Annotated in this window: 21 protein-coding genes; 12 read left to right on the forward strand and 9 right to left on the reverse strand. The window is 69.0% G+C overall.

The annotated features are described in order from the left end of the window. Positions 1 to 9: 9 nt before the first annotated feature. The 4 genes from I7X18_RS19110 (at position 10) to I7X18_RS19125 (ending at position 3,246) form a co-directional block, all read left to right on the forward strand. Entirely contained in the window at positions 10 to 495 is a 486-nt protein-coding gene (locus I7X18_RS19110) for a MarR family winged helix-turn-helix transcriptional regulator (protein WP_193043595.1), read from the forward strand. Then, positions 492 to 878: a GNAT family N-acetyltransferase gene (locus I7X18_RS19115; protein ID WP_193043596.1), complete on the forward strand. Its 387-nt coding sequence runs from the start codon at positions 492 to 494 to the stop codon at positions 876 to 878. The genes I7X18_RS19110 and I7X18_RS19115 overlap by 4 nt, the downstream gene beginning before the upstream one ends. A gap of 135 nt (positions 879 to 1,013) precedes the next feature. Next, complete coding sequence (locus I7X18_RS19120; RefSeq protein ID WP_193043597.1) at positions 1,014 to 2,063, forward strand: DNA polymerase IV; 1,050 nt, start codon at positions 1,014 to 1,016, stop codon at positions 2,061 to 2,063. A gap of 10 nt (positions 2,064 to 2,073) precedes the next feature. Further along, the gene (locus I7X18_RS19125; RefSeq protein WP_193043598.1) at positions 2,074 to 3,246 is read left to right on the forward strand and encodes an AAA family ATPase; all 1,173 of its coding nucleotides are present in this window, start codon (positions 2,074 to 2,076) and stop codon (positions 3,244 to 3,246) included. Positions 3,247 to 3,249: 3 nt separating this feature from the next. Here I7X18_RS19125 and I7X18_RS19130 read toward each other — a convergent pair whose 3' ends face one another. Both I7X18_RS19130 and I7X18_RS19135 read right to left on the reverse strand, forming a co-directional pair. After that, on the reverse strand, positions 3,250 to 4,107 hold the full coding sequence (locus tag I7X18_RS19130; protein WP_193043599.1) for an SDR family oxidoreductase: 858 nt from the start codon (positions 4,105 to 4,107) through the stop codon (positions 3,250 to 3,252). Positions 4,108 to 4,137: 30 nt separating this feature from the next. After that, positions 4,138 to 4,773 carry a TetR/AcrR family transcriptional regulator gene (locus tag I7X18_RS19135; protein ID WP_193043600.1) on the reverse strand — a complete coding sequence of 212 codons (636 nt, stop codon included), beginning with the start codon at positions 4,771 to 4,773 and terminating at the stop codon, positions 4,138 to 4,140. A gap of 118 nt (positions 4,774 to 4,891) precedes the next feature. Between I7X18_RS19135 and I7X18_RS19140 the strand changes: the two genes are divergently transcribed. Continuing rightward, complete coding sequence (locus I7X18_RS19140) at positions 4,892 to 6,385, forward strand: cytochrome P450 (RefSeq protein WP_193043601.1); 1,494 nt, start codon at positions 4,892 to 4,894, stop codon at positions 6,383 to 6,385. Positions 6,386 to 6,389: 4 nt separating this feature from the next. Here the strand turns inward: I7X18_RS19140 and I7X18_RS19145 are convergent, their stop codons facing one another. Beyond that, a complete protein-coding gene (locus I7X18_RS19145; RefSeq protein ID WP_193043602.1) occupies positions 6,390 to 6,875 on the reverse strand; it encodes a 2-isopropylmalate synthase in 486 nt (161 codons plus the stop codon). Between the two features lie 213 nt (positions 6,876 to 7,088). Here I7X18_RS19145 and I7X18_RS19150 point away from each other — a divergent pair, with 213 nt between their 5' ends. Continuing rightward, on the forward strand, positions 7,089 to 7,841 hold the full coding sequence (locus I7X18_RS19150) for a sulfite exporter TauE/SafE family protein (RefSeq protein ID WP_193043603.1): 753 nt from the start codon (positions 7,089 to 7,091) through the stop codon (positions 7,839 to 7,841). Between the two features lie 5 nt (positions 7,842 to 7,846). Here the strand turns inward: I7X18_RS19150 and I7X18_RS19155 are convergent, their stop codons facing one another. Then, the gene (locus tag I7X18_RS19155) at positions 7,847 to 8,911 is read right to left on the reverse strand and encodes a phosphotransferase family protein (RefSeq protein WP_193043604.1); all 1,065 of its coding nucleotides are present in this window, start codon (positions 8,909 to 8,911) and stop codon (positions 7,847 to 7,849) included. Between the two features lie 12 nt (positions 8,912 to 8,923). Continuing rightward, positions 8,924 to 9,751 (reverse strand): class I SAM-dependent methyltransferase, encoded by an 828-nt coding sequence (locus tag I7X18_RS19160; protein WP_193043605.1) that lies wholly within the window; start codon positions 9,749 to 9,751, stop codon positions 8,924 to 8,926. A gap of 125 nt (positions 9,752 to 9,876) precedes the next feature. Between I7X18_RS19160 and I7X18_RS19165 the strand changes: the two genes are divergently transcribed. Continuing rightward, entirely contained in the window at positions 9,877 to 10,551 is a 675-nt protein-coding gene (locus tag I7X18_RS19165; RefSeq protein WP_193043606.1) for a winged helix-turn-helix transcriptional regulator, read from the forward strand. Between the two features lie 18 nt (positions 10,552 to 10,569). Here the strand turns inward: I7X18_RS19165 and I7X18_RS19170 are convergent, their stop codons facing one another. The 3 genes from I7X18_RS19170 to I7X18_RS19180 all read right to left on the reverse strand — a co-directional run bounded on the left by I7X18_RS19170 (position 10,570) and on the right by I7X18_RS19180 (position 14,517). Next, entirely contained in the window at positions 10,570 to 10,857 is a 288-nt protein-coding gene (locus I7X18_RS19170; RefSeq protein WP_193043607.1) for a hypothetical protein, read from the reverse strand. Between the two features lie 48 nt (positions 10,858 to 10,905). Further along, a complete protein-coding gene (locus I7X18_RS19175) occupies positions 10,906 to 13,668 on the reverse strand; it encodes an ATP-binding protein (protein WP_319017958.1) in 2,763 nt (920 codons plus the stop codon). Positions 13,669 to 13,758: 90 nt separating this feature from the next. After that, complete coding sequence (locus I7X18_RS19180) at positions 13,759 to 14,517, reverse strand: SDR family NAD(P)-dependent oxidoreductase (protein ID WP_193043608.1); 759 nt, start codon at positions 14,515 to 14,517, stop codon at positions 13,759 to 13,761. A gap of 99 nt (positions 14,518 to 14,616) precedes the next feature. On the opposite strand from I7X18_RS19180, the gene I7X18_RS19185 reads away from it, so the two are divergent. The 5 genes from I7X18_RS19185 (at position 14,617) to I7X18_RS19205 (ending at position 20,761) form a co-directional block, all read left to right on the forward strand. Next, positions 14,617 to 16,164 (forward strand): molybdopterin-dependent oxidoreductase, encoded by a 1,548-nt coding sequence (locus I7X18_RS19185; RefSeq protein WP_193043609.1) that lies wholly within the window; start codon positions 14,617 to 14,619, stop codon positions 16,162 to 16,164. Between the two features lie 128 nt (positions 16,165 to 16,292). Next, the gene (locus I7X18_RS19190; protein ID WP_193043610.1) at positions 16,293 to 16,658 is read left to right on the forward strand and encodes a GatB/YqeY domain-containing protein; all 366 of its coding nucleotides are present in this window, start codon (positions 16,293 to 16,295) and stop codon (positions 16,656 to 16,658) included. A 43-nt stretch (positions 16,659 to 16,701) separates the two neighbouring features. Then, positions 16,702 to 18,234 carry an ATP-dependent DNA ligase gene (locus I7X18_RS19195; RefSeq protein ID WP_193043611.1) on the forward strand — a complete coding sequence of 511 codons (1,533 nt, stop codon included), beginning with the start codon at positions 16,702 to 16,704 and terminating at the stop codon, positions 18,232 to 18,234. A gap of 95 nt (positions 18,235 to 18,329) precedes the next feature. Next, entirely contained in the window at positions 18,330 to 20,624 is a 2,295-nt protein-coding gene (locus I7X18_RS19200; RefSeq protein WP_193043612.1) for a carbon starvation CstA family protein, read from the forward strand. Next, positions 20,624 to 20,761 carry a YbdD/YjiX family protein gene (locus I7X18_RS19205; protein WP_232375275.1) on the forward strand — a complete coding sequence of 46 codons (138 nt, stop codon included), beginning with the start codon at positions 20,624 to 20,626 and terminating at the stop codon, positions 20,759 to 20,761. The genes I7X18_RS19200 and I7X18_RS19205 overlap by 1 nt, the downstream gene beginning before the upstream one ends. Position 20,762: 1 nt before the next feature. Here I7X18_RS19205 and I7X18_RS19210 read toward each other — a convergent pair whose 3' ends face one another. Then, a complete protein-coding gene (locus I7X18_RS19210) occupies positions 20,763 to 21,983 on the reverse strand; it encodes a cytochrome P450 (protein WP_404822714.1) in 1,221 nt (406 codons plus the stop codon). Between the last annotated feature and the right edge of the window lie 8 nt (positions 21,984 to 21,991).

Raw genomic sequence — 21,991 nt, forward strand, 5'->3', positions numbered from 1 at the left:
GCGATGCCAATGACGAGGACGAAGAGCCGGTTGGCCAACGACGCCTGGGAAGCCCTCCTGACTGCGCATGCAGTCCTGCTGAGACAGATGCGCGCGGCCGACATATGGGATGAGGTGTCCATCCGCGAGTACGACGTGCTCTACACGCTGTCCAAATGCGACGGCCCGCTGCGACAGGGTGAACTCAACCAGCACGTCCTGCTCAGCCAACCTGCCATGTCCCGGATGGTCGACCGGCTGGCGGCGCGCCGCCTGATCACCCGATCCACCGACCCCGTCGACGGACGGGGCGTCCTCCTCTCGCTGACAACCAAGGGCGCAGCAGTGCAGCGGCGGATCGGCGCTCAGCATGCCGTCGACGTCGCCCGGATCGTGTCAGCGCGTCTGACCCGGCAAGAACTCGAAGAGCTCGAACGCCTCATGCACAAACTGTCCGGCTACCAGCCGACCGTTACCGGAAGATTTTCGACTACTCACGACGAGGCAGACAAATGACCCAGCAGCTCAACGACAACACCGGTGCACGTGTGACGGTGAATCTCGATGAAGCACAACCGATCAGCGCCTACACCGTGAGCCTGGCCGACGGATCACGTGTCGGCCGTGCTGAGTTCATCGACCCTTCGAACGGAGAGCGCATCTTCTTCCACACCGAGGTCGACAAGGAGTACAGCGGGCGAGGTCTGGCGGGCCTGCTTCTCCGCGAGGCGCTCACCGACAGCATCCGCAACAACCTCACCATCGTTCCGCTGTGCCCACTGTTCGCCACGCATCTGAAGAAGCACGGCACTGCATTCCTCGCCGATGGCGGACGGTTCCGCCGGCCGACGAAAGCCGACATCACGCTCGTGACCCGCGCTACCCAGAGGAACGCCTGAGCACTCACGGCCGTTGCCTCGGCCTGTCGGCGCTGGCAAAGTGTCCAACGGCGTCCCGCGAACAGACGCGTGAGGAGGGGCATGCGGTCACCGATTCCTGACTGCCTGACCGAAGCACTCGGCGGGCGGTGAGGCGTGCCGCGCTGGATCCTGCACGTCGACCTCGACCAGTTCCTCGCCTCGGTGGAACTGCGCCGGCACCCCGAACTGTTGGGGTTGCCCGTCATCGTCGGCGGCAGCGGTGACCCGACCGAACCCCGCAAGGTGGTCACCTGCGCGTCGTATCGGGCGCGGGAGTTCGGAGTCCACGCCGGGATGCCGCTGCGCGTGGCGGCGCGGCGGTGTCCGGACGCGACGTTCCTGCCGTCGGATACCGCCGCCTACGACGAGGCGTCCGAACAGGTGATGGGGCTGCTTCGGGACCTGGGCCACCCCGTGGAGGTGTGGGGCTGGGACGAGGCGTACCTCGGCGCCGACGTCGACGATCCGTTCGCGTTGGCCGAGCGCATCCGCGAGGTGGTCGCCGGTACCGGCCTTTCGTGCTCGGTCGGGATCAGCGACAACAAGCAGCGCGCCAAGGTCGCCACCGGCTTCGGGAAACCGGCCGGGGTTTTCATGCTCACCGACGCCAACTGGATGGCGGTGATGGGTGACAGGCCGGTCGACGCGCTCTGGGGAGTGGGACCCAAGACCGCCAAGAAGCTCGCCACGCTTGGTGTCACCACGGTGGCCGATCTGGCCGGCACCGACGCCACGGCGCTGACGACGGCGTTCGGACCCACTACCGGGCTCTGGATCCTGTTGCTGGCCAAGGGCGGCGGCGACAGCCAGGTCAGCGCGGATCCGTGGGTGCCGCGGTCGCGCAGCCATGTGGTCACCTTTCCGCAGGACCTCACCGACCGCGCCGACATGGATGCCGCCGTGGCGCGCCTGGCCGAACAGACACTGGCCGAGGTCGTCGAGGCGGGCCGGGTGGTCACCCGCGTCGCGGTGACGGTACGCACGAGCACCTTCTACACCCGCACGAAGATCCGCAAGCTGCCCGCCGCGAGCGTCGACGCCGACCTCGTCACCGCCACGGCGCTCGAGGTGCTCGCGCTGTTCGACCTCGACAGGCCGATCCGGCTGCTGGGGGTGCGCCTCGAGCTGGCCATGCCGGAACCGGTTGTCACCGCGAACCCCTAGCGTGGACGGCATGCTCCAGACCGTGGCCGTCCGCGGCTACCGCTCGCTGCGCGACGTGGTGTTGCCGCTGCGCCGGCTGACCGTGGTGACCGGTGCCAACGGCAGCGGCAAGTCCTCGCTGTACCGCGCGCTCGGACTGCTGGCCGACTGCGGTCGCGGTGAGGTCATCGGGTCGCTGGCCCGCGAGGGCGGGCTGCAGTCGGTACTGTGGGCGGGCCCCGAGCACACTGCCGGCGCCCGCCGCACCGGTATGACGGAGGGCGGCGTCCGCACCGGGCCCGTGTCGCTCCAATTGGGCTACGCCGCAGACGATCTGGGCTATCTCGTCGACCTCGGCCTGCCGCAGTACGCCGGTCCCCGCTCGCTGTTCGCCCGCGATCCGCAGATCAAACGGGAAGCAGTGTTCGCCGGAAAGATGATGCGCCCAGCCTCCACCCTGGTGCGTCGGGGCGGTCCGTACGCCGAGACCGGCGCCGAATCCGGGCGCGGCTTCGACGAACTGACCCGCTCGCTGCCGTTGCACCGCAGCGTGCTGTCCGAGTACACCGGCGCGCTGCCGGAACTCGCCGCGGTGCGTGACCGGCTACAGAACTGGCGGTTCTACGACGGCTTCCGGGTGGACGGGGCGGCCCCCGCGCGCCATCCGCAGGTGGGGACGCGGACGCCGGTGCTTTCCGCCGACGGCAGTGACCTGGGCGCGGCCGTGCAGACGATCGTCGAGGCGGGTTTCGACGATCTCGCCCGCGCGGTCGCCGACGCCTTCGACGGCGCGACGGTCGAGATCGCCGTCCACGACGGCCTTTTCGACCTGCAGCTACGCCAGCCGGGGATGCTGCGGCCATTGCGGTGTGCCGAATTGTCCGACGGCACACTGCGGTTTCTGCTCTGGGCAGCGGCGCTGCTCAGCACCGAACCGCCGTCATTGATGGTGCTCAACGAACCGGAGACCTCACTGCACCCGGATCTCGTCCGGCCATTGGCGGCGTTGGTCACCGCGGCCGCCAGACAGACACAGGTCGTCGTCGTCACGCACTCCCCCGCGATGATCGACCTGCTGGGCGCCGTGCCACTGGACGAGGACGGCGACGTGCTCCGACTGGAGCTCTACAAGGAGTTCGGCGAAACTCGCGTCGACGGCCAGAATCTGCTGAGCACCCCGCCGTGGGACTGGGGCAAGCGCTGAACGCTACCGGCGGGAGGGCCGCAGGGCGCGGGAGAACAGCACGTTGGTCCGTCGCATCGCGACGCTGTACGGCCACCACATGGTGCGCTTGAACAGGTACAGCGCCCGGATGTCCTGTGAGGTGTAGATCAGGTACCGGTTGCGGCGGACACCGTCCAGGATGCTCTCGGCGGCCCGTTCGGGTGAGACGGCGTGGCCGGCGAAGCGCTTCGTCCACTTCTGCACGTTCGGGTCCTCGCGGTCGACGCCGGCGATCTGAACCGTCTCCACCAGTGGGGTTTTCACGGCACCGGGCACCACCACCGACACGCCGATCCGATGGCGGGCGAGGTCGAAGCGCAGCACTTCCGACAGCCCCCGCAATCCGTACTTACTGGCGCTGTAGGCGGCGTGCCAGGGCAGGGCGACCAGCCCGGCGGCCGAGGACACGTTGACCAGGTGGCCGCCCCGGCGGGCCTTGACCATCGGCGGTACGAAGGTCTCGATGACGTGGATGGGCCCCATCAGGTTGACGTCGATCATCGACTTCCAGTGCTGGTGGGTCAGCTGGTCGACGGTGCCCCACGCCGAGACGCCCGCGATGTTCATGACGATGTCCATCGCGGGATGGGTGCGGTGGATGTCGTCGGCGAACTGCACGACGGCGTCGTAGTCGGAGATGTCGAGAGCCCGGTGCACGGCGACCTTCCCCCCGAGCGCGCGGGCATCGGACACGGTGGTCTCCAGCCCGTCGGCGTCGCGATCGGTGAGGAACAGTTCGGCGCCCTCGCGGGCCAGCCGCAGGGCGGTCGCGCGGCCGATACCGCTGGCGGCGCCGGTGAGGAGACAACGCTTACCGGTGAATCCGTTGCCCTGCATCATGGCGGTGACCCTACCTGCAGGGCCGAATCCTCAGCGGTCTCGCAGGTCGGAGCCGCCCCACAGGGCGTAGAGCCAGAGCCGCTCGACCACCTCGACCGCACGCGCCGGGTCCTCGCCCCGGCCGACGAACGCACTGTCCTGGGTCAGCGTCATCGACGTCGTCGCGGTCAGCATTCGCACCAGTGCGGGCAGATCGTCGGAGATGGGGCGCGCGCCATCGTCCTGACGCACCAGTCCGACGATCTTGTCGATGACGGTGTCCTCGAAGTCGTTCATGATCTCGCGGATCTGCGCGTCGGTGCTCTGCGCCATCTTGCAGGCCCGCATGATCGGGTCGTTGCTGGCGAACACGGCCGCGGCGTACCCCACCATGCGCTGGGCGAAATCGGACGGTGACTCCCCTGCCTCGCGCGGAGCGAAGTCGTGGGTGAGCTTGTCGAGTTCGGCCATCGCGTCGGCGACGATCACGGCCAGCACGGCGTATTTGGAATCGAAGTAGAAGTAGAAGCCGGACCGGGCGACGCCGGCCCGCTCACTGATCGTGCTCACGGACAATTCGGCGAACGGCTGCTCCTGGAGCAGCGCGCGGACCGCGGCGACGATCGCGTCGCGTTGCCGGTCGCCCCGGCTGCGACGGATCTCGGGGGTGGCCGATTCGGCGGTCATGACATTCAACCTTGGCACCGCCGCACGCCAGAACAAAACTTGACATGCGTCAAGTGGGCCCGTCAGGATGAGCAGAGGTGACGTCCACCACAGCGTTGTGACTAGCAGGAGCGTTCAGATGGCGACCATCAGCACCCCGGAGTATCTGCTCGACCAGGCCAGGCGGCGGTTCACCCCCACGCTGAACACGATCCCCGGCATGGGAATCGTCGAGAAGCGCCTGCGTGGCAAGTTGCAGAACCAGGAGTGGAAGCAGTTCGTGCTGGCCGAGCCGCCTGCCGGAAGCGGGCTCAAGCCGGTGATGGGCGATTCGGGCCTTCCGGTGCTCGGCCACATGATCGAGACCTTCCGCGGCGGTCCCGACTACCTGCTGCAGGTCTACAAGACCTACGGCCCGCTGCACTATGCCTTCTCCCCCGCACTGCCCGCCGTCGTCGCGCTCGGGCCCGACGCCACGCAGGCCGTCTTCTCGAACAAGAACAAGGACTTCTCGCAGCGGGGCTGGCATCCGGTCATCGGACCGTTCTTCAACCGCGGGTTGATGATGCTCGATTTCGAGGAGCACATGTACCACCGCCGCATCATGCAGGAGGCGTTCACCCGCACCCGGCTGACCGGTTACGTCGAGCACATCGACCGGGTCGCGTCCCAGGTGATCGCGAGCGACTGGGTCGAGAACGACCCGCGGTTCCTGTTCTATCCGGCGGTCAAGGAACTCACCCTCGACATCGCGTCGGTGGTGTTCATGGGCCACGAGCCCGGCACCGACAACGAACTGGTCACCAAGGTCAACGACGCGTTCACCATGACGACACGCGCCGGCGGGGCGATCATCCGCACCGGTCTGCCGCCGTTCAAGTGGTGGCGCGGCCTGCAGGCCCGCAAGGTGCTCGACAACTACTTCGAGCAGCGGGTCAGGGAAAAGCGCGGGTCCGACGGCACCGACATGCTCACGGTGTTGTGCCACACCGCGGACGAGGACGGCAACACCTTCTCCGACCAGGACATCGTCAATCACATGATCTTCTTGATGATGGCGGCGCACGACACCTCGACGTCGACGCTGACGACGATGGCCTACCATCTGTCGCGCAACCCGGAGTGGCAGGAACGCTGCCGCGAGGAGTCCGACCGCTTGGGCGACGGTCCGCTCGACATCGAGGCGCTGGAGAAGCTGGAGACCCTCGACCTGGTGATCAACGAGGCGCTGCGGCTGGTGACGCCGCTGCCGTTCAACGTCCGGCAGGCCGTCCGCGACACCGAACTACTGGGCCATTTCATTCCGGCGAACACGGATGTGGTGCTCTGGCCGTCGGTGAACCACCACCTTCCGGAGCTGTGGACCGATCCCGAGAAGTTCGATCCGGCGCGCTTCGCCGAACCGCGCAACGAACACAAACAGCACCGGTACGCGTTCGCGCCGTTCGGCGGCGGTGCGCACAAGTGCATCGGGATGGTGTTCGGCCAGCTGGAGATCAAGACCGTCATGCACCGACTGCTCCGCAAGTACCGATTGGAGCCGCCGCGCCCGGGTTACGTCTCGAAGCTCGACTACGGCGGCATGCCGGTGCCGCTGGACGGTATGCCGATCGTGCTGCGCCCCCTGCGCTGACCGATCAGGCGGCGAGAAGCCGGTTCGCGCAGGCGATGACGGCCCTCAACGCCGACTGAGTGGCGTCCTCCGAGACGCCCATCGCCCATTCGGTGTGCATCCCGTCGGACCCGCGGATGAAGGTGGCGGTGTGCGCGCCGGCGGGGACCTGGTGGAACGACACCGTCTCCACGGCGATGCCCTGGTCGTAGAGCATCGCGGTCAGCGCCGCGACGGGACCGCACGCGGCCGCTGTCGCGGTGCTGATGCGGTCGCCGAACGCGAGGGTGGCCCGGTAGTTGCGCGCCTGCGGGCCCAATCGGCCCGCTGGGCGCTCGTTGTCGGTGCATGTCCACTGGCCGAGCCGCACGGGGCCCGTCGTGGGGGCGAATTCGGCGACGAAATCATCCCAACTCATGTCGTCGGCCTCCGCACGGAGTCCGCGTGGCAACAGGTGAACGGACGCCGCGAACGTGGGCGTCAGGACAGGTGATGGCGATGTGGTGATCATGTGCCGGTCTTCTCGTTGAGGAGGTGACCGACGGGCGAAGCAACGACCCACAGCGAGGGGTCGGTCTGGATCAGACCCCGCTGCGGGTTGCTACTACGAGTCGCCTTGGCACGAGGGCGATGCTAGACCTCTGCGCCGCGGCGGCGCAAACAGATTCGCCGCTGACCAGTTCTCGCGGCGAGCGGCCACGGTTGCCGCACTAGTGTCGTCGCAATGGGTTGGCCCGACTTCGGTCTGCTGCTCGCCGCCGGCATCCTGGGCGGCCTCACCGGCAGCATCGCCGGCCTGGCGTCGGTGGCCACCTATCCGGCGCTGCTCGTCGCCGGTCTGCCGCCGGTGGCGGCCAACGTCACGAACACCGTGTCCCTGGTGTTCAACGGCATCGGTTCGGTGCTGGGCTCGCAGCCCGAGTTGCGCGGGCAGGGCAGCTGGCTCCTGCGCATCGTCCCCGCCGCGGCACTCGGCGGTGTGGCGGGTGCCGCGCTGCTGTTGTCGACGCCGGCCGAGGGATTCGAGAAGGTGGTGCCGATCCTGCTGGGTGGTTCGGCGGCGTTGATCCTGCTGCCCCGCCGGTCCGCCCCGGCCCGCCCGCACCGCCGCCCGCACGCGGGGGTGTGGGAATCTGTCGCGATCTTGGTCATCTGCGTCTACGGCGGCTACTTCGGCGCAGCGGCCGGTGTGCTGCTGCTGGCGCTGCTGCTCACCACGGGCAGCGATACGCTCGCGCACGCGAATGCGGGCAAGAACGTCGTCCTCGGGGTCGCCAACGGGGCGGCCGCGCTGGTCTTCGCGGTATTCGCTCCGGTGCACTGGGTGGCGGTCATCCCGCTCGGCGCCGGCTGCCTGGTCGGGTCCCGCCTCGGGCCCGTGGTGGTCCGCCATGCGCCGGCGGGCCCGATGCGGGTCCTCATCGGCCTGGCCGGGCTGGCGCTGGCGGTCAAACTCGGGGTCGACGCCTACCGCTGAGCGGTTCACATGAAGGGGTCGTCGCCCTTGGCGACGCGCATGCCGAGGTCGATGAGGTTGGTGGCAGAACTGTGCAGCCGCTCCCCGGCATCGCGGGTCGCCCGGCCCGCCAGGAACCGTGACCACGTCCCCTCGATCACGATCGCGAGTTTGAAGCAGGCCATCGCCAGATACCAGGGCAGCGCGGGCGTCTGCCGTCCCCCGGCGCCCAGGTAGGCGTCCAGCAGTTCGCGCCGGCTGGCCAGTCCGTCGAGGGCGGCCAGTTCGGACCCCGCGTTGATCGGATTCGGGTCGTGCGGCCAGCAGATCAGCATCCACCCGAGGTCCAGCAGCGGGTCACCGATGGTGCACATCTCCCAGTCGATGAACGCCGCGAGCTCGGGGGTCTCGCGGCGCAGCAGGACGTTGTTCAGATGGGCGTCGCCGTGCATGATGCCGGGCTCACCGTCAGCGGGCCGGTTGCTCTCCAGCCACTCGGCCAGCTGACTCACCCCGGACAGCGACTCCGGCGAGTAACGCTCGTGGCGGTAGCTCTCGAGCAACCGCAGGAACTGCGGAACCTGGCGCGCCAGAAAGGATCCCGGCCGTTTGATGGCGGCCAGCTCGCTGCCCTGCCACGGCACGTCGCCGAGTGCGGCAAGGCTCGCCGCGTACGACAGCCCCACCCGGTGGCGCATGTCGGGGTCGTGGCGGTACGCCTCGGCGACCTCGTTGCCCGGATTGAATCCGTCGACCTCCTCCATGAGGTAGAACACCACGCCGAGAACAGCGAGATCCTCACAGCCCGCGATGAAACCCGGGTGCGGCACCGGGCTCCCCGCCAGCGTGCGCAGCACCGCGATCTCGCGCTGCATCGTCTTGTCGCTCGTCGGGCGCGGATGGACGGGCGGGCGGCGCAACACCATCGGCCGCCCGTCGATGTGTACGCGGACGACGACGTTCTGCGTGCCCCCGGTCAGCGGTGCGACGTCGGTGACCTCCGACCCGAGACCCTCCTGCCGCGTCCACCGGGCCAGCGCGGTCACGTCGGCGTCGGTCAGGGTGGGGAGAATCTGCGCGGCGTCGGGCATGCGCACATGGTGTCAGGCCTTGCGCGCCGTCAACAGCAGATACTCCCACTCCATCCGCGACGATTCGTCCATCAGATCGTCACCCAGCTGCGCGATGTCACGGTCCAGCTGGGAGACCCGGTCCACGTCGTCGGCGATATTGCGGTACGCCGCGATGGTCGGGCCGTAGACGGCCTTGAAGTAGTCCCGGAACTCGGCACCGTCGGCGAAGTGTGTCACCGGAAGGGTGCGGCGCTGGGCGACGACGTCGGTGACCCGGTCTCCGAAGAGGTCTCGCACGTGTTCCTCGCGTCCCCACAGCGGTGGCGGCGACGCGCCCTGCGGAGGGGGTGGCATATAGGGCTTCATCGTGGCGAACAGCCGTCCGATGTGACCCTCGGGCGTCCAATTGATCAGGCCGATCGTCCCGCCAGGCCGGCACACCCTCAGCAGCTCGTCCGCCGCGCGTTGATGGTAGGGCGCGAACATCACCCCGATGCACGACATGACGGCGTCGAAGTCGTTGTCGCCGAATGGTAGTGAGTGTGCGTCGGCTTCCCGCCACTCGAGCTCGACGCCCTCCTTCTCGGCGACGGCGCGGCCGTGTTCCAACAGTTCCGGGGTGAGGTCGCTGGCCGTGACCGCGGCGCCTGTGCGGGCCGCCGGGATCGCGGCGTTGCCTGTTCCTGCGGCGACATCGAGCACCCGGTCACCGGTGCCGATGCCGAGGGCGTCGACCAGGACCGGTCCCAGCGGTGCGACGAGGTCCGCCGCCAGCTTGGGGTAGTCGCCCGATGCCCACATGGCCCGGTGTTTGGCGGCCAGTTGCCGGTCGTCGACCGTTGCGGTGTCGCTGCTCATGATGGCGTCCTCCTTGCTCGGTGCCCTCATCGTCGCCCGCTGCCCAGGGCGATTCCAGTTCCAGATCTGTACTGGCGACGCGATCTGCGGGACGATGTCGGTGCGGTCGTCGAGGAGGTGCGCCGATGTCGGGTTACGGCCAGTTCTGCCCTGTGGCCAAGGCGATGGAGCTACTGGACGAACGGTGGACGCTGCTCGTGGTGCGCGAATTGTTGCTCGGTAGTACACATTTCAACGAGTTGCGGCGTGGTGTGCCGAAGATGTCACCGGCCCTGCTGTCGAAGCGGCTCAAAGCGCTGACTCGCGCGGGGGTCGTGGAGCGCAGTGAAACCGACGGTCGCACAAGCTATTCGCTCACCGCGCGCGGACAGGATCTCGCCGCGGTCGTCGAGGCGCTCGGCACGTGGGGGGTGCGCTGGATCGGGGAGCTCGGCGACGAGGACCTGGACCCGCACCTGCTCATGTGGGATATGCGCAGAACCATTCCGACATCCGTGTGGCCTGCCGCCCGCACCACGCTGGCGTTCCGCCTCGACGGTGTCGAAGCGCGGGCCGCACGGTGGTGGCTGGTGGTCGCCGACGGACGGGCCGACGTCTGCGACTTCGACCCCGGTTACGACGTGGCCGCCACTGTCCATACCAGTCTGCGGACATTGACCGCGGTCTGGCGCGGCGACGTCAGCTGGCAACGCGCGCTACTCGACGGCAGCGTGACGGTGTCCGGTCCGGCGCAGACCCGCCGGGCGGTGCCCACCTGGGTCGGCCAGGGATCGCTGGCGGCGGCGCCCCGGCCCGCCTGAGTTCAGGGGAGACCCGATTCACGGTTCCCGGGGAAACTCGACTTCGGTCGCGGTCGTCACGCGTTGCGCCGGAAGCCCGGCACAGTCGCACGTCCGGGTGACCGCACCCTCCGAGGTCGCCGTGAACACACCGAAGACCACTTCGTCGGTGGGCACCGCCAGCATCGTCAGCAGCTGAACGCGGCATCCGCGCGTCGACATCGACGTCGCGCAGTCGTTGAGCCGTGCTGCGGTTTCGTCGAGTGCCTGTTCGGTGAGGACAGCCTGGTACCACTCGACGAGATAACAGGGCACACCGACGCTCATCGACCCGACGCTAGCGCGGTAGGCGTACCGAAGAAATCGGGCGATCCCCTATCTCCCGGCCTGACCCATGTAGCGGCCGAGTTCGGCGCGCGAATGGATGCCCAGCTTGGAATACACCCGGGACAGGTTGGCCTCCACGGTCTTTGGACTGATGAACATCGCCATCGCGATGTTGCGGTTGGTCATCCCGGATGCGGCGAGCTCCGCCACCCGCTGCTCGGACGGGGTGAGCACCGCGGTTCGGTGCGGGCCGACGTTCGCGCGGCCGAGCTCCGCGCGCACCCGGACGGCCCACAGCGGTGTGCCCAACCGCTCGAACGTCTCGAGTGCGCTGCGCAGCGTGGCCGCGGCCGCGTCTTTGCGCCGTTGGCGGCGTTGCAGCTGACCGAGCAGGAGCTGGGTGCGTGCACATTCGAACGGCATCGGCAGCCGCTCGTGTTCGACCATCGCCTGCTCGGCGGCGGCCACGGCGGCCGTGACGTCACCGCCTGCGGCCGACACCATCGCCCGGCACCGCGCCCCGATCGCCAGCATCCAGGGCCGGTCGAGCCGGCGGCCGTGGTGTTCGAGCGCCGCCACGAGCGGTTCCGCGGAACCGGGCCTGCCGAGGTTGACCATCGCTTCGACGGCATCGGGTACGCACCATGCGGCGATGATCTCGCAGGTATTCGGCGCCGCCCGCAGTCTGACCAACATCGGTTCGAGCGCGCTGAGCGCGGCGTCGTAGTTTCCCAGTGACACCTCGAGGAAACCCAGCGCGTTGGTCGGCCACTCGCCCAGCCGGTCCGAACCGCAGCGCAGGGAGGCCGCCTGCGCGGAAGCGACGGCCGCGCGGGCCTCCTCCGCCCGGCCGAGGTAGGCCGTGAGCAACGCCCGGTTCGTCAGCGCGACCGACAGCGGGACGTCGCCGCCCAGCTGCTGTGCGAGCTCCACCGTGTCCTCGACGATCAGAGCGGCTTCGGAGAAGTTGCCGAGCCAGATCGCGTTCAGGGCCGCGTGGTAGGCGACGAACATCAGGTCGCCTTCGTCACCGTGTTCGATGCAGCGTTTTCGCAGGGCGGTCAGCTCTTGATGGGCGCGGTCGAGTTCGCCCAGCATCGACCGGAGCACGGCATGGTGGGCGCTCGGGCGCAGCGCCATCGGGATGTTCGCCGCAGGGTCTTCCAGTTCGAGTGCACGGCGCAGACCCGTTTCGTCCACGCCGTCGCCCTGCAGGAAACCGACCATGGCGCGATTACTCAACGCCTGGCCGAGAAGCGTTGTGAGACCGAATGTTTCGGCGTTCAACACCGCCTCGTCCGCACGCTGGCGCGCCGCGTCGACGTGGCCGGCGTTGAAGAGGGCGAACGACAGGGTGACCAGCATCGACACCAGCACCGCGGGATGGCCCGCAGCCTCGGGGAGTGCATGCTGGAGCAGGTCGGCCGCCTCCGGGAAGCTGTCGTCGAGCAGCCGGACGTAACCGAGCAGCGTCGCCGCCTCGGCGCGCAGACCGCCCGGCTCGAGCTGCGCCATCGTCTCTTCCAGCAGCGCCTGCGCCCGCGCGGGGTCGCCGGCGTTGAAGTGGTGCCGTGCCGACAGGATGCGACGTTGCGGGGAGTCGCCGCCGAGACCGATTGCCAGGTCGATCAATTCGGCCGCGGCCGCCGGCGCACCCCGCATCCGGGCGCTCTCGGCGGCCTCGTCGAGTGCGCCAAGCGTGGACGGGTCACCCGTCACCGCCCCCAGGGCCAGATGCCGGGCTTTGAGTTCGGGTTCGTCGACGATGCGCGCGAGGCGCCGGTGAGTCGCCCTGCGCCTGGCCGAGGCGGCACCGGTGTACACCGCCCGGCCCAGCATCGGATGGGTGAAGCGGACGTGGTGGCCTTCCAGCCCGACTATCCCCTTGCCCTCCGCCACCTCGAGGATGCTCGCGGCGTCGTCGACCGCCCTGTCACAGGCGCGGGCGACGAGCTCCACCGTCGGGCGTGCGACACACGCCGCCGCCAGCAACACCTCCTGCAGGTCGGGGTCCAGCGCGCCGACCCGCTTGCGGACCACTTCCGCGAGCGTTCCCGACAGCGGCACGTCGGACAACGTCGCGGAATCCCCCAGGGAGCGGGCCAGCTCAAGGGCGTACAAGGGGTTGCCGTCCGAGAGTTTGTGGATGCGCACCATCATCGGCCGCGAATATGTCCGGCCGAGGCGTTGCGCCAGGATCGTGTGCAGTGCGCCGACGCTGAACGGCTGCAGGGGCATCCGCCGGACGTCGTCGGGTCCCGGCATGCGCACGAGCGCTTCGGTGGTGTCGTTTCGCGGGTCGGTGCGCACGGTGCAGAGCAGGCCGACCGCTCCGGACAGCCGCGGGGACGCGAAGGACAGCGCCGCGGCGCTCGAGGTGTCGAGCCACTGCAGGTCGTCTACGGCGATCAGCACGGGGGAATCCGCAGCCACGATCTCGACCGCCGACAGGAAGCCCGCGGCGACGGCGCGGGGGTCGCTGGCGATCTCGGGGGCGTCCAACAGCAACGCGCCGTAGAGCCCTTTGCGTTGCGGTTCGGGCAACGCCGAATACACCGACACGTCCACGTCGCGCAGCAGGTCGGCGAGGGAGGCGTAGGCCAGCACGGATTCGGTGGCCGAGGCGCGGGCCGTCAGCACCCGCAGGCCCCGGCGGCGTGCCTGCGCGACGGCCGAGAGCCACACGGTGGTCTTGCCGATGCCCGCCTCACCCTCGAACATCAGCGCCGTCGGGCGCCGGGTCAGCGCATCCAGGAAGTCGGCAACAGCGGCCGACTCCGGGGCACGCATCGCATCAGCGGAGTTCGGCACCGTCCAAGGATTACAGCTATCTCCCGGATCGGCAGCGTATCGCCGTGTGATCTCGGTGAAGGCGGTCGCGACCGCCGCGACCGCGCCCGGTTACTTGGGGGCGAACCGCTGCCCCGCGTCGAGCCGGATGCACTGCCCGTTGAGCATCGCGTTCTCGACGATCGCGACGGCGAGCTTGGCGTACTCGTCGGGCCGGCCGAGCCGTTTGGGGAACGCGGCGTCCTTGGTCAGCTGCGCGGCGAACTCGTCGGGGATGCCCTCGGTCAACCCGGTGGCGAACAGACTCGGTGCGATCGCGAGCACGCGGATACCGAGGCTGCCCAGGTCGCGTGCCATGGTCAGGCACATTCCGGCGATCGCCGCCTTGGACGCGGTGTAAGCCACCTGTCCGATCTGACCTTCGAATGCGGCGATCGACGAGGTGTTGATGATGACGCCGCGCTCGTCGTCCTCGGGCTCGTTCTTGCTCATGTGCTCGGCGGCCAGCCTGCTGATGTTGAAGGTGCCGACGGTGTTGAGGTCCTGCACCTGCCGGAAGACGTCGAGATCGTGCGGGCCGTTCTTGGACAGCGTCCGCATGGCCGAACCGCCGCCGGCCGTGGTGACGGCGACATGCAGGCCGCCGAGGGCCTCGACGGCCTGGGCCAGCACCTGCTCGGTGCCGGCGAAATCCATCACGTCGACGGGATAGAAGGTCGCGCCGAGTTCCTCGGCCACCTCCTGGCCCTTCGACTGCGGTCGGTCGAGCACTGCGACGGTGGCGCCACGCTTGGTCAGCGCGGCGGCGGTGGCGCGGCCGAAGCCGGAGGCACCCCCGACGATGACGGCCTTCTTGCCCTCGATCTCCATCTAGCTCCCTTTCCACTTTGAGGTCGGACTGTAAAGGAACCTAGCCGACGTCAGTGTTCGGTAAGGCTTTCGGGTGCGTGACTGACTACCTTGGCGAGCATGGCCGGCCTTCCGCGCACCACCCGCCCGTGGTGCGGAATCGCCGCCGCGGCGGTCGCGGTGGGCGTCACCGAGTTGGTGGCTGTGCTGTTCGGTCCACAGGCCGACGCTCGCACCGCCGTGGGTTCCGCGGTCATCGACGAGACACCCGGCCCGGTCAAGGAATGGGCGATCACGACGTTCGGCATGGCCGACAAGCTGGTGCTGTCCGTGCTGGTGCTCGCGGTGATCGCCGTTCTCGCCGCCGCCGGCGCCGCGCTGCAGACCCGGCGGTTTCCGGTGGGCAGCGCCGTCATCGTGGCCGGCGGGGTCCTCGGATGTGCCGCAGTGCTGTCGCGGTCCGGTGCCGGTGTGCCAGACACCATCCCGACGGTCGTGGGCACCGCATGTGGTGTGGCGGTGCTGCAATTCCTCCTGTCGGGACGGCTCACGGACACCGCCGAACCGGCGCCCGAAGACGGTGTCGACCGGGGGCGGCGGCTCTCGCTGGTCACGTTGGGCGTGCTCGTCGCCGGTGGTGTCGCGGGAGTGGCCGGCGCCGCCCTCTCCCGGCGGGCCGCCTCGGTCTCCGGAGACCGTACGGCGTTCGCGCTGCCGCGGGTCGAGGTGCCCGCGCGGGCCATCCCGACGGCGGTGCAGCCCCCCGGGGTGGCATTGCCGTCGTTCATCACGCCCACCGCCGACTTCTACCGGATCGACACGGCGCTGAGCGTGCCGCAAGTCAGCCGCGAAGAGTGGCAGTTGCGCGTACACGGCATGGTCGACCGCGAGATCACCTACCGCTTCGCCGATCTCGAGCGCTTCGAGGTGGTGGAGAAGGTCGTGACGCTGACCTGCGTGTCGAACCCGGTGGGTGGAGAACTCATCTCGAACGCCACGTGGACCGGATACCGGGTGCGGGACCTGTTGGCGGAGGCGGGTATCCACCCGGACGCCGACATGGTGCTGTCCACGTCCCACGACGGCTTCACCGCGGGCACGCCGGTCGAGGCGCTGACCGATGCGCGCGATGCGCTGCTGGCGATCGGGATGAACGGCGAACCGCTGCCGACCGAACACGGCTACCCGGCCCGCCTCGTGGTCCCCGGCCTCTACGGCTACGTGTCGGCCACCAAGTGGCTCGTCGACCTGAAACTCACCCGGTTCGACCGGGCGCAGGCGTACTGGACGAAGCTGGGCTGGTCCGAGCGCGGGCCGATCAAGACGGAGTCGCGAATCGACGTGCCGCGTAGCGGTGCCGACGTCGCCTCCGGCCCGGTCAGCTTCGGCGGGGTGGCGTGGGCGCAGGACCGTGGGGTGCGCGCCGTCGAGGTCCGCATCGACCCTCCCGGGGGTCAGGGCGATTGGCGGCCCGCCACGTTGGGGGCGGGATATTCGAACGACACCTGGCGCCTGTGGACGGTTGACTGGGAGGCCCGCGACCGCGGTCTGCACACCATCACGGTGCGGGCCACCGACAACACCGGTGCGGTCCAGACAGCCGACCGCGCCGATCCGGTGCCCGACGGCGCGACCGGTTGGCACAGCATCGTCTTCAACGTCACCTAGGCCCGCGACACAGCGCGTCTGCCCCGCGACAGGCCGCCGCGGCACCGCGGTCCGCGTACGCTCGCGCCCGTCGACCGCGACGAAAAACGGTGGCTCGATCGATCGCGGCTGCATTAGATTCACCGGCCATGACCACCCCGGCCGAGCATTGGCGCACGGTGCTGCGCTCCGCACTGCTCGCCGCGCGTAAGCAGCGCGACGCCGTCCGCACCGCGGCGCTGCGGTCGGCGCTCGCCGCCGTCGACAACGCCGAAACGCCGGCTGACACCGCTGGACACCAACCCGTCAGCGGCGCGATCGCCGGCAGTGTCGCGGGCCTCGGCGCCACCGAGGCGGCCCGCCGGGTGCTGACCGACAACGAGATCCGGTCTCTGCTGCGGGCGGAGGTCGACGAACGGCTCAGCGCCGCTGCCGAAGTGGACGCCGGGGGTTTCGGCGAGCGTGCGGAGGCTCTGCGCGAAGAGGCCGCGGTGCTCACCGAGCTGCTCGGCTGACGTCCCTCGCGGCGTTGTCACCCTCGCGTGCCATCCTCGTCATGTGTTGCTCGTCGATGTCGCCACCGCATCGGCTGACGTCGGCGCCATGTCGTCGCGGCTGGCCAAGACCGCCCGGATCGCCGATCTGCTGAGCCGCGCGGGCGTCGAACAGAATGCCCGCCTGGTCGCGGTGGTGGTCGCGTGGTTGTCCGGCGAACTCCCGCAGCGCCAGATCGGGGTCGGGTGGGCGGCGCTGCGTTCCCTACCCGCGCCGGCCGCCGCACCGGTGCTGACCGTGCAGGGGGTCGACGCGGCCCTCTCGGAGATCGGGGCCGTCGCCGGTAAGGGCTCACAGGGCCGCCGGGCGGGCCTGATCGCCGCCTTGTTCGCCGCCGCCACCGATGTGGAGCAGACCTTCCTGCGCGGACTGCTGACCGGCGAACTTCGTCAGGGCGCGTTGATCGGAGTGATGGCCGACGCCGTCGCCAAGGCGGCCGGCGTCCCCGCCACCGGCGTCCGGCGTGCGGCGATGCTCGCCGGGGACCTGCCCGCCGTCGCGGCCGGGGCGCTCACCGGCGGTGAGGCGGCGCTCGCGGAATTCACACTGCGCGTGGGCCGACCCGTCGGACCGATGCTCGCCCAGACCTCGACCGGCGTCGCCGACGCACTGGACCGGCTGGGCGGGACGGCGGTGTTCGAGGCCAAACTCGACGGTGCCCGCGTCCAGATCCACCGCAACGGGTCCGAGGTCTCGGTCTACACCCGCTCGCTCGACGACGTCACCGACCGCTTGCCGGAGGTCGTCGAGGCGGCGCTGGCGCTGCCGGTCACCGCCCTCATCGCCGACGCCGAGGCGATCGCGCTGCGGCCGGACGGCCGTCCGCACCGATTCCAGGTCACCGCGTCGCGGTTCGGGCGGGCCGCCTCGCGCGCCACGCAACCCCTGTCGGTGTTCGTGTTCGATCTGCTGCACGTCGACGGCGCCGATCTGCTCGACCTGCCGACCCTCGAACGCGCCAAGGTGCTCGACCACCTGGTACCCGCGGCCCACCGCGTGGACCGGCTCGTCACCGACGACGGCGCCGCCGCCCAACGCTTCCTCGACGCCACGCTGGCCGCCGGTCACGAAGGCGTGATGGCCAAGTCTCCGGGGGCACCGTATGAGGCCGGCCGCCGGGGAGCGGGCTGGTTGAAGGTCAAACCCGTCCACACCCTCGACCTCGTCGTCCTCGCCGTCGAATGGGGCAACGGCAGGCGCACCGGCAAGCTGTCCAACATCCACCTCGGCGCCCGTGACCCCGCGACCGGCGCCTTCGTGATGCTGGGCAAGACGTTCAAGGGCATGACCGACGCGATGCTCGAGTGGCAGACCACCCGGTTCCTGGAGCTGGCCGACGGCCCGACGGACGGTTACGTGGTGCGGGTACGGCCTGAGCAGGTCGTCGAGATCGCGTTCGACGGGGTGCAGGGTTCGACCCGCTACCCCGGGGGAATGGCACTGCGGTTCGCGCGCGTCCTTCAATATCGTGACGACAAGTCGCCTGCCGAGGCCGACACCATCGACACCGTTCGTGCGTTCTACGAACGCGAGTGACCGCACGAAAGCCGGGAATCGGCTCACCGCCGATCAGGTCGGTGCAAGGATCGACCACAGGAATCTGGAACTGTCGCGCCATCGAGGGAGAGACCGTGGCAACACCCACCGCCGCACCGGCCGAGCGTTTCGAGGAGACCGACGGCGACGTCACCTATATCCGAACGGACAAAGACCTGCCGCCGGTTGCGATCATCGACCGGTCCCCCATCACCACCAGACACAAGGTCATCTTCGGGATCATCGCGCTGATCGGGGCGATCGCCTGGGCCGTGATCGCGTTCTTCCGCGGTGAGACGGTCAACGCCGTGTGGTTCGTGATCGCGGCCATCTGCACCTACGTGGTGGCGTTCCGGTTCTACGCGCGCCTGATCGAGATGAACATCGTCAAACCACGCGACGACAACGCCACCCCGGCCGAGCTTTTCGAGAACGCCACCGACTACGTGCCGACGGACCGTCGGGTGCTCTTCGGTCACCACTTCGCCGCCATCGCCGGCGCTGGTCCACTGGTAGGGCCGGTCCTGGCGATGCAGATGGGATTCCTTCCGGGCACCATCTGGATCATCATCGGCGCCGTCTTCGCCGGTTGTGTGCAGGACTACCTGGTGTTGTCCATCTCGGTGCGGCGGCGCGGCCGCTCGCTGGGCCAGATGGCTCGCGACGAGCTGGGCGCCGTCGGCGGGGCCGCCGCGATCGTCGGCGTGCTGGTCATCATGGTGATCCTGCTGGCCGTGCTGGCACTGGTCGTCGTCCAGGCGCTGGCCCAGAGTCCGTGGGGCGTGTTCTCCATCGCGATGACGATCCCCATCGCGCTCTTCATGGGCGTCTACCTGCGCTTCCTGCGGCCGGGCCGGGTGTCCGAGGTGTCGGTGATCGGGGTACTGCTGCTCCTGCTGGCCGTCGCCTCCGGCCGGTGGGTCGCCGAAACCTCCTGGGGGGCATCGTGGTTCGATCTGTCGCCGGTCGCGCTGAGCTGGTGCATCATCGCCTACGGGTTGGCCGCGTCGGTGCTGCCGGTGTGGTTGCTGCTCGCCCCGCGCGACTATCTGTCGACGTTCATGAAGGTCGGCACCATCGCGCTGCTGGCGGTCGGCATCCTCATCGCCCGGCCCGTCATGGAGGCGCCCGCGGTCTCGCAGTTCGCCGCCAGCGGCACCGGGCCGGTGTTCGCCGGATCGCTGTTCCCGTTCCTGTTCATCACGATCGCCTGTGGTGCGTTGTCGGGGTTCCATTCGCTGATCTCCTCGGGCACCACGCCGAAAATGCTGGAGAAGGAAGGCCAGATGCGCCTGATCGGCTACGGCGGCATGCTGACCGAGTCGTTCGTGGCGATCATGGCGCTGATCACCGCCGCGATCATCAACCAGCACCTGTACTTCACGCTCAACGCGCCGGCCGCCCAGACCGGCGGCACCGCCGAGACCGCGGCGGAGTACGTCAACGGCCTCGGACTCGCAGGCGCCCCGATCACCCCGCAGGAAATCGACGAGGCCGCCAGAAGCGTCGGCGAGAGCTCGATCGTGTCACGCACCGGCGGTGCGCCCACGTTGGCGTTCGGCATGTCCGAGGTGCTCAGCAGTGTGTTCGGCGGCAATGCGCTGAAGGCCTTCTGGTACCACTTCGCGATCATGTTCGAGGCATTGTTCATCCTCACGACCGTCGACGCCGGCACCCGGGTGGCGCGGTTCATGCTGTCGGACGGCCTGTCGAATCTCGGTGGGCCACTGCGCAAGCTGAAGGATCCGAGCTGGCGCGTCGGCGCCTGGATCTGCAGCCTGATCGTGGTGGCCGCGTGGGGCAGCATCCTGCTGATGGGGGTCACCGATCCGCTCGGCGGTATCAACACGCTCTTCCCGCTGTTCGGTATCGCCAACCAGTTGCTGGCGGCGATCGCACTGACCGTCGTCACCGTCGTCGTGCTCAAAAAGGGGCACCGCAAGTGGGCGCTGGTCCCGGGCATCCCGCTGCTGTGGGATCTGGTCATCACGCTGACCGCCTCGTGGCAGAAGATCTTCTCCGGTGATCCGAAGGTCGGCTACTGGACCCAGCACTTCCAGTACAAGAACGCGCTTGCGCAGGGCCAGGAGTCGTTCGGGGCGGCCAAGAACGCCGACCAGATGAACGCCGTCATCCGCAACACGTTCATCCAGGGCACTCTGTCGATCGTGTTCGCCCTGCTGGTGGTGGTCGTCTTCGCCGCGGGGGTGGTCATGGCGATCCGCGCACTGCGGGGCACCGCGCCGCCGACCACCGAGGACGAGCCGGTGCCGTCGCGCATCTTCGGGCCCTCGGGGCTGCACACCACCGCACGCGAGAAGGAGGTGCAGAAGCAGTGGGACGCGTTGTCGGCATCGCACACCAAATCGGTTGGTACGTCGCCTCATTGATGGGCGACAACCACTACCGCCGCTACGTCGAGCACCGCCGGCGCACCCATCCGGGACAGCCGGTGCTCAGCGAGCGGGAGTACTGGCGCATGCGGCATGCGGCCGCCGACGCCAACCCCGGGGCGCGGTGCTGCTGAGCTAAACCAGGGCGTGCCGGATCGGCAGGTGCTTGAGCCCGCCGACGAACGTCGTCGCGACGTGTTGGGGCCGACCGGCGAGTTCGGCGGAGCGCAACCGCGGCACCAACTCGGCGAAGAAGCTGCTGACCTCCATGCGGGCCAGGGCCGCACCCAGACAGAAGTGCACGCCGTAGCCGAAGGAGACGTGCCTGTTGGGGTCGCGGCCGATGTCGAAGTCGAACGGCGCATCAAACACGTCTTCGTCGCGGTTTCCCGAAACATAGGACAGCAGAAGCGATTCGCCCGCCCGGATCGGGACGCCGCGCACGTCGGTGTCCTGCGCCGCGGTGCGCATGAACGCCTTGACCGGTGTGGTCCACCGGATCATCTCCTCGGCCGCGAGCCCCATCAGGGCCGGGTCAGCCTGCAGCCGGCGGAGCTGATCCTGGTGCTCGATCAGCGCGAGCATGCCGCCGGAGATGGTGGCGCTGGTGGTGTCGTGGCCGGCGGCCGCGACGATCGCGTAATAGGACACCGTGTCGATATCGGAGAGGGGCTCGCCGCCCAGCCGGGCGTTGGCGATGGCCGAGGCCAGGTCTTCGGTGGGAGTCTCCCGACGCGAGGCCGTCAACGCGGTGAAGTACTGGAACATCTCGAGCAGCGCCGCCATCTGGTCTTCCTGTGTGGCACCACGTTTGAATTCTTCGTCGTCGCTGCCGAACAGTTCCTGGGTGAGGGTGAGCATCAGCGGGAAGTCGCTTTCGGGCACGCCGAGCAGCGACATGATCACGTACAGCGGATAGTTGACTGCGACCTGCTGGACGAAATCGCATTCCGGCCCGGTCTCGAGCATCTTGTCGACGTAGATCCTGGCGAGGTCCTCGACCCGAACCTTCAGCGCGCGCATGGCTTTCGGACGGAACCAGTCGGCACCGATGGCCCGCAGGTCGCGGTGTTCGGGGTCGTCGAGGTGGATCAACGTGCGGATCCCCACGCCCGCCTGCAGTTCGTCGGCCGCCGCCGTCATCAGCACCGAGCGCGGCGAGTTGGTGAACACGTGGTTCGCCCGCTCGACCGCCAGGATGTCGGCGTGTTTGGTGATCGCCCAGAACGGCCGGTAGCCCTCGACGTCCACCCACGACACCGGCGCGTGCGCACGCAGGTGGGTCAGCGCCGTGTGCAGTGCCGGTTCGTCGGTGTAGGCCCTGGGAGTCGCGAACACCCGGGCCGCCTCGTCGATGATCGGGA

Origin of the sequence: Mycolicibacterium baixiangningiae (genome assembly GCF_016313185.1) — a bacterium.
Lineage (GTDB): Bacteria > Actinomycetota > Actinomycetes > Mycobacteriales > Mycobacteriaceae > Mycobacterium > Mycobacterium baixiangningiae.

Excerpts from the sequence above, each read along its gene's own strand:
- I7X18_RS19185 (WP_193043609.1), top strand. The coding sequence starts at position 14,617 with ATGGCCGGCCTTCCGCGCACCACCCGCCCGTGGTGCGGAATCGCCGCC.
- I7X18_RS19150 (WP_193043603.1), top strand. The coding sequence starts at position 7,089 with ATGGGTTGGCCCGACTTCGGTCTGCTGCTCGCCGCCGGCATCCTGGGC.
- I7X18_RS19140 (WP_193043601.1), top strand. The coding sequence starts at position 4,892 with ATGGCGACCATCAGCACCCCGGAGTATCTGCTCGACCAGGCCAGGCGG.
- I7X18_RS19160 (WP_193043605.1), bottom strand. The coding sequence starts at position 9,751 with ATGAGCAGCGACACCGCAACGGTCGACGACCGGCAACTGGCCGCCAAA.
- I7X18_RS19145 (WP_193043602.1), bottom strand. The coding sequence starts at position 6,875 with ATGATCACCACATCGCCATCACCTGTCCTGACGCCCACGTTCGCGGCG.
- I7X18_RS19205 (WP_232375275.1), top strand. The coding sequence starts at position 20,624 with ATGGGCGACAACCACTACCGCCGCTACGTCGAGCACCGCCGGCGCACC.
- I7X18_RS19110 (WP_193043595.1), top strand. The coding sequence starts at position 10 with ATGACGAGGACGAAGAGCCGGTTGGCCAACGACGCCTGGGAAGCCCTC.
- I7X18_RS19165 (WP_193043606.1), top strand. The coding sequence starts at position 9,877 with ATGTCGGGTTACGGCCAGTTCTGCCCTGTGGCCAAGGCGATGGAGCTA.
- I7X18_RS19135 (WP_193043600.1), bottom strand. The coding sequence starts at position 4,773 with ATGACCGCCGAATCGGCCACCCCCGAGATCCGTCGCAGCCGGGGCGAC.
- I7X18_RS19155 (WP_193043604.1), bottom strand. The coding sequence starts at position 8,911 with ATGCCCGACGCCGCGCAGATTCTCCCCACCCTGACCGACGCCGACGTG.
- I7X18_RS19130 (WP_193043599.1), bottom strand. The coding sequence starts at position 4,107 with ATGATGCAGGGCAACGGATTCACCGGTAAGCGTTGTCTCCTCACCGGC.
- I7X18_RS19115 (WP_193043596.1), top strand. The coding sequence starts at position 492 with ATGACCCAGCAGCTCAACGACAACACCGGTGCACGTGTGACGGTGAAT.
- I7X18_RS19180 (WP_193043608.1), bottom strand. The coding sequence starts at position 14,517 with ATGGAGATCGAGGGCAAGAAGGCCGTCATCGTCGGGGGTGCCTCCGGC.
- I7X18_RS19170 (WP_193043607.1), bottom strand. The coding sequence starts at position 10,857 with ATGAGCGTCGGTGTGCCCTGTTATCTCGTCGAGTGGTACCAGGCTGTC.
- I7X18_RS19190 (WP_193043610.1), top strand. The coding sequence starts at position 16,293 with ATGACCACCCCGGCCGAGCATTGGCGCACGGTGCTGCGCTCCGCACTG.
- I7X18_RS19125 (WP_193043598.1), top strand. The coding sequence starts at position 2,074 with ATGCTCCAGACCGTGGCCGTCCGCGGCTACCGCTCGCTGCGCGACGTG.